This is a genomic window from Phytoactinopolyspora endophytica (genome assembly GCF_004138495.1).
Taxonomy (GTDB): Bacteria; Actinomycetota; Actinomycetes; order Jiangellales; family Jiangellaceae; genus Phytoactinopolyspora; species Phytoactinopolyspora endophytica.
Window position 1 is genome coordinate 222600 of the sequence record NZ_ML142860.1, and the last position, 6059, is coordinate 228658.

Below are 6059 nucleotides of genomic sequence, written 5' to 3' on the forward strand. Positions count from 1 at the left end.
AGTCCGGCGACGGCCAAGACCCACGTGAGCCGCATCATGACCAAGCTGGGGGTACGTGACCGCGCGCAGCTGGTGGTTCAGGCATACGAGTCCGGCATGATCACGCCGGGCTGGCTGGACTGAGCGCCGCGGCCGCCGGAACCACCGGTGTGCTCTGGGCTGGCTCATACCCGTGTGGCTACCCTGCGCCGCCCGACCCATGCGATCTGACGCACCTCGCGATGGACACCGCGGCGGCGCGAGAGCCGGGTGGATCTACCGACAGAATCTGACTCATAGCTCGGATGATGTCGGTAGATCCGCTCCGGCGGTGACGTCAGCAGTACGGGGGAGCCGAGCCGACATTGGAGACGTAGCGGGCGGAGACCCACTGGCCGCCGCTGTCGCCGGTCAGCTGGTACCAGCGCGGGTTGCCGTCGATCGACTGGCTGTTGACCTTGCACACCAGAGCCAGCTCTTGGCCGCGCGGCGCGGAGCTGACTCTGGCGTTTGCGGTGTTGGGGCCGCTTCGGACGGCGAGCGACGTCCGCGACACGACCGTGCCTGTGTACTCCTGGCCGGAGCCGCAGAAGCGGGGCGCGGACCCGACGTTCGAGACGTAGCGGGCGGTCACCCAGTTTCCGTTGCCCAGCTTGTACCAGAGGGAGTTGCCACTGACCGACGGGCCGAAGACCTTGCATTGGATCCTGACCGTGGTGCCGTGGCTGAGCGAGCCGACCTTGCTGGACGCGCCCGTCGGTGCGCTTCGGACGTTGAGGGACGACGCGGTGACCTTGCCTTCGTAGGGCGCGTGCGATGCCTGCGCGGGTGCGGCCGCAGCGATCAGGCCCAAGGGAATGACGGTAGCGGTACCGATCGCCAGAGCGATCTTGCGAGCGTGGCGCCTGATGACCATGAGTGTCCTCCTGACCTTGCCGGCCAACGGATGCAGCCGGCTCATCGGCTTCTTAACCAGGAACACGCCTGAGGCGGTTGTTCGGTTGCACCTGGGATCGACGAGCGCCTTCTGATTTGATGTGTGACATGTCCGAGCATGCAGATGAGCAGGGACTGACGATCCGGGTCGGCCGCGAGGAGTTGATCATTCGCCAGCGGTACGAAGCCGCGAGCATCGTCAACGACATCCTGATCGCGCTGTGGTTCATCGTCGGTAGCGTCATGTTCTTCTCAGACGACTGGACCACCGCCGGGACCTGGTGCTTCCTGGCCGGGAGCGTCGAACTGCTGATCCGCCCGCTGATCCGGCTGGGCCGGCAGGTCCACCTGCGACGAATCGGCGGGCACCAGCCGCGGGAAGCGGGACACGACTTCTGAGACGCGCCGCCCGTCGTGCGTGCTGCGAACGCTACGACGTCTCGGCCGTGATCATCGTCGAGATGCCGTAGCGTCCGGCAGCCAGACCCGCATCGCCGACGGACCTCGTTCCGCCCACTGGTGATAGGGCCGGAGTATCAGTTCGACGGCGCTGCCGGCACCCTCACGTGGCCGGCCGCCGGCCGCATACGGCCAGCCACTGCCGGTGGCGATCTGGGGCGCGACCAGTCCGCGTGCCAGCACGGCTTGGTCCCGTACGGTCAGCGGCGCATCGGCGTCGATCTGGACGTCGTCAAGTTCGATACCTTCCGGCAGATCTACGGACTCCACGCACATCACCAGTGGACCCCGCTCCACCGCTACACAGCCGCGGACCGCGTCGACGCGCCGGTCGGGCCAGGTGAACCGCGGCTGGATCGGCAGTCGCAGGCGGATCTCCTCGCCGCTCGTCAGCTGACGATCCACGACCGCCAGACCGGGTTCGACCCGGCCCAGCCGCCCGCCCTCCTCGAGCACCGCTCCATCGGCCCAGGAGGGGACACGCAGGCGCAGCGCCACCGCGCCCGCGGGAGCGTGCACCACCCGCACCGTCACGACGCCGTCCTGAGGGTAGGCCGTCTCGAGGTCGACGCGGATCGCCCGTCCGTCGCCGAGCTCGGCATCGATGCTCATGCCCGCGTACTGCAGCAGTGTCAAGTCCCGTTCACCGACGGTACAGGCGTAGGCCTGCCAGGTCGCGAGGGTACGTGCGACGTTGGTCGGGCAGCAGGACACGTCGAACCACGCGGCGCGTGCCCCGCTCTCCGCCCGCGGGCTCACCGCGTCGTCGTCCGGAGCGCCGCCCGCAGTCCGCTGGTGCAGCGGGTTCGCGTAGAAGAAGGCCCGGCCGTCCGCACGCGGCGACACCGCGATCACGTTGAAGAGCGTGCGCTCGATGAGGTCGGCGTAGCGGACGCGACCGGTGGCGAGGTAGAGCCGCCACGCCACCATGACCGAGGCGATGCCGGCGCAGGTCTCGCTGTAGGCCCGGTCCGGCGGAAGCTCCCAGTCGTCGCCGAACCCCTCGTCCTGATGGCGAGATCCCATCCCGCCGGTGATGTACGTCCGCCGTGCCACGGCGTTCTCCCATTGGCGCTCGATGGCCGCAAGCAGTTCGTCGTCGCCCTGCTCGACGGCGACGTCCACAGCCGCGGCGGTCAGGTAGAGCGCGCGGACCGCATGGCCACGCCACGTTTCGGCGTCCCGGATCGGAACGTCGTCCTGGAAGTAGGCGCGGCCCAGCGGAGTCTCCTGGAGAGCGCCGTGCCCACGGCGGTCGAGGAAGAGCCGTGCCTGCGCGAGGTAGCGCTCCTCTTCGAGGGCGCGCCCGAGCTCCGCCAGGCCCACCTCGATCTCCGGATGACCGCAGAGCCCCTGGTTTCCTTCCGCGCCGAAGATCTCGCATACGTGGTCGGCGGCCCGCCGGGCGATCTGGACCAGTTCGTCCGCACCCGCGGTGCGCAGCCGGGCGACGGCTGCTTGGAGCAGGTGTCCGACGCAGTACAGCTCGTGCCCCATCTCCAGGTCGCTGTACCGCGGATCCTGGCCGGCGTGTCCGTAATAGGTGTTGAGGTAACCGTCAGGGTCCTGGGCACGTCCCACACGTGCGGTAAGCCGGCGCACGCCGTCGTCCAGGGCGCGGTCGCCTGTCCGGGCGTACTCCCACGACATCGCCTCGATGAGCTTGTAGACCTCGGAGTCGGAGAAGGACCAGCCGGGCCGGTCAGGCCCGGTCGCGCCGTCGGCGACGCGATCGAAGTTGGCCAGCCAACCGAGCCTTTCCATCCACCGTTCGCAGTGTTCGAACGTCGCCGCGCAATTGATCGCCTGCAGCCGCGCCCAGAACCCGTCGAGGAGCGATACCTCGCCGAGTCCGAGCGGACGCCTGTCGCCCCGGGATGGAATGACGGGGCGTCCACCCTGTGGGTCGATGCCGATCGCCGTCTCGTGCACGGTCACGTTTGCTCCTTCGAGGTCGAGGTCAGACGAGCTCGGCATCGGTAGCCGGTGCCGAGAAGAGCGGGGCAGGGGTGCCGGTGCGCGCTCAATCCTTGACTGCGCCCGCCGTGACACCACCGGCGACGTAACGCTGCGCGACGACGAGCAGGGCAGCGGCGGGGATGGAGGCGACGACGGCGGTCGCCATGATCGAGTTCCATTGGGTGGTGTTGTTGCCGATGTAGTTGTAGATCCCGAGGGTGATCGGGATCATGTCGCCGTTGCGGTCGAGGGTGGAGGCGAAGATGAAGTCGGACCAGGCCCAAAGAAACGCGAACAGTGAGACGGTCAGCACCGAGTTGCGGCTGACCGGCAGTACCACCGAGCGAAAGGTCCGCCAGGTGCCGGCGCCGTCGACCTTGGCCGCGTGCATGAGCTCCTGCGGGATGCCGGACATGAACGCGGTGAACAGCAACACGCCGAACGGGACGGCGATGGTCGAGTCGGCGATGATGAGTCCCCACACGCTGTTGAGCCAGCCGAGCCGGACGTAGATCGCATAGAACCCCATCGCCATCACCACGCTGGGAATCATCTGCGCGACCAGCAGCAGGAAGCTGATCCCGTTCGCCCCTCGTGGGCGGAGCTTGGCGAGTGAGTAACCGGCAGGCGCCGCGATGACGAGAGTGAGCAGCACGCAGCCCAGCCCGACGATGAGACTCGTCATCAGGTTGGGCAACTGCTGGTCGAAGACGTCCGCGTAGCCCTCGAACGTGGGGTTCCAGGGGAACCAGTTCGGCGGGTCCGCACGCATGTCGCTGGTCTGCGTGAGGGAGACATTGAACATCCAGTAGACCGGGAAGAGCATCAGCGCGGTGAAGAACACGCCCAGTGCGGTCTTCCACCAGGTGCGGCGACGGGTCATGACCGCTCCTGCCTGCGTTGGAGGTACAGATAGACGAAACCGGCGACCAGCGCGATCCCGATGAGCAGATTGCCGATCGCGGCGGCGGGGGAGAAGTCGGGCTGACCGGTGCCGAACGCCTCGCGGTAGGACCAGATCGCCAGCGTGGTAGAAGCGTTGCCCGGGCCGCCAGTGGTCATGACCCAGATGACGTCCACAACCTTGAGCGTGTAGATCAGTCCGAGCAACAGCGTGACCGCCGACACCGGACGCAGCAGCGGAAAGGTGATCCGCCAGAACTGCTGCCAGGCGTTCGCCCCGTCCAGCGCAGCGGCCTCGTACAGGTCATCGGGGATGTTCTGCAGGCCGGCGTACAGAATGACCAGGTTGAACGGGATGCCAAGCCAGATGTTGGCGATAATCACCGAGGTCAGCGCCCACTCCGGCGATGTCAGCCAGTTGATCTGGCCGATCCCGAACGCGCCCAGGAACGAGTTGACGATCCCGTTCTCGCTGTTCAGCATCCACGACCACGTGGATGCCGAGACGATCAGGGGCAACAGCCATGGAATGAGGAACATCCCACGTAGCACCCCGGACAGCCGGAAATGGTTCCGGAAGAACACGGCGAGTGCCAGGCCGATGGTGTACTGGAAACCGATCGACACGAGCGTGAAGATGGCGGTGTTCCGCAACGCCAGCCCAAAGGCGTTCGATGAAATCACATCCGCGAAATTGTCGAACCCGACGAAATCCGGATTGCCCTGCACGAACGCCCGCGGCGTGTAGTCATGCAAGCTGAGGTCGATGTTCCGATACAGCGGATACGCGTAGAAGACCACCAGGTAAACGACCAGCGGAGCAATAAACGCCAACGCCGCCCACCTGGTGGACCGGACGCGCCTGCGGCCGGGCGGCGTAGCGAGCGACGTGTCATCGCTCGCTACGCCCACGCGCCCCGGCGCCGTACGGCTCATCGGGGTGGATCTCATGATTCTTCCTCGTCCTTACCTAGTACCGGGCTTAGGGGCGGCGGACGGAGCGAGAATTCTCGGCCCGAACGCGACTCAAGCGCGAAGGTGGGGAGAGAGAATCCCAGCCAGGGTAGGCTCGGGCGTCGGCGTGGGAGGAGCCCCGCGACGACCTCGCCGCGGGCGAGGCTGGGATTCTCTCCCCACCGGACGCCAGACCAAACGAGGGCCGAAATTCTCGCCCCGTCCGCCAGAGCCCCGTAGCCCGGGATCACTCGGTTGCCGCCTCGGCTTCGGTCTGCGCCGTGCCCAGCGCCTCGTCGGCGCTCATCGACCCGCTGAGCGCGTTCTGCACAGCGGTCCAGAGCGCTTCGGAGATCAACGGGTAGTCGGTCCCGAGGTCGTCGCTGGTACGCCCCTTGGCGCTGCGGACCGCATCCACCCACGGCTCTAGCTCCGCGTTCTCCTCCAGGAGCGCGTCCTGACCTTCCAGCGTCGGCGGTATGTAGTAGGCGAACGTCGTGGCCGTCTCGACCAAGCCTTCGGGCGTGGTCATGCACTCCACGATCTGCGTGGTGATGTTGTAGCGACCGTCGTCGTCCTGGACCGGCGCGGTGATGAACTCACCGCCGGTGGGCGCGGGTGCGGCGCCGCCGTCCCGGCCCGGAATGGAGATGACGCCGGTGGGGAAGGCGGCCTCGCCCGCGCTGTTGACCTGCCATGTGCCGTTCACACCGAAGGCGAACGTTCCGGTGAGAAACTCTTCCCACGTGGTGTTCTGCGAGTTGGTGATCACCGAGTTGGGCGCGTATCCGGCCTCGAGCCAGCCGGTCCACAGCTCCAGTGCCTCGATCGCTTCAGGCGAGTCGAGGTCCCGCAGGTCCGCTCCGGAA

General features: G+C 67.1%; 7 protein-coding genes. 2 read left to right on the top strand and 5 right to left on the bottom strand.

What is annotated here, in order from left to right; genetic code table 11:
* Nucleotides 1-123: response regulator transcription factor (locus ELR45_RS42335; protein WP_240760043.1), on the top strand; the 123-nt coding region annotated here is incomplete at its 5' end.
* Nucleotides 124-316: 193 nt separating this feature from the next.
* Here the strand turns inward: ELR45_RS42335 and ELR45_RS22235 are convergent.
* Nucleotides 317-940, bottom strand: a complete 624-nt coding sequence (locus ELR45_RS22235; protein ID WP_129668279.1) for an SH3 domain-containing protein — start codon at nucleotides 938-940, stop codon at nucleotides 317-319.
* 83 nt (nucleotides 941-1023) lie between these two features.
* On the opposite strand from ELR45_RS22235, the gene ELR45_RS22240 reads away from it, so the two are divergent.
* Nucleotides 1024-1314 (top strand): YrhK family protein, encoded by a 291-nt coding sequence (locus ELR45_RS22240; RefSeq protein ID WP_129668280.1) that lies wholly within the window; start codon nucleotides 1024-1026, stop codon nucleotides 1312-1314.
* A 51-nt stretch (nucleotides 1315-1365) separates the two neighbouring features.
* Here the strand turns inward: ELR45_RS22240 and ELR45_RS22245 are convergent, their stop codons facing one another.
* The 4 genes from ELR45_RS22245 to ELR45_RS38735 form a co-directional block, all read right to left on the bottom strand.
* Nucleotides 1366-3312 carry a glycoside hydrolase family 127 protein gene (locus ELR45_RS22245; protein ID WP_205857044.1) on the bottom strand — a complete coding sequence of 649 codons (1947 nt, stop codon included), beginning with the start codon at nucleotides 3310-3312 and terminating at the stop codon, nucleotides 1366-1368.
* An 85-nt stretch (nucleotides 3313-3397) separates the two neighbouring features.
* Nucleotides 3398-4216: a carbohydrate ABC transporter permease gene (locus tag ELR45_RS22250; RefSeq protein WP_129668282.1), complete on the bottom strand. Its 819-nt coding sequence runs from the start codon at nucleotides 4214-4216 to the stop codon at nucleotides 3398-3400.
* The gene (locus tag ELR45_RS22255; RefSeq protein WP_129668283.1) at nucleotides 4213-5187 is read right to left on the bottom strand and encodes a carbohydrate ABC transporter permease; all 975 of its coding nucleotides are present in this window, start codon (nucleotides 5185-5187) and stop codon (nucleotides 4213-4215) included. The genes ELR45_RS22250 and ELR45_RS22255 overlap by 4 nt, the downstream gene beginning before the upstream one ends.
* Before the next feature lie 250 nt (nucleotides 5188-5437).
* Nucleotides 5438-6059: extracellular solute-binding protein (locus tag ELR45_RS38735; protein ID WP_205857045.1), on the bottom strand; the 622-nt coding region annotated here is incomplete at its 5' end.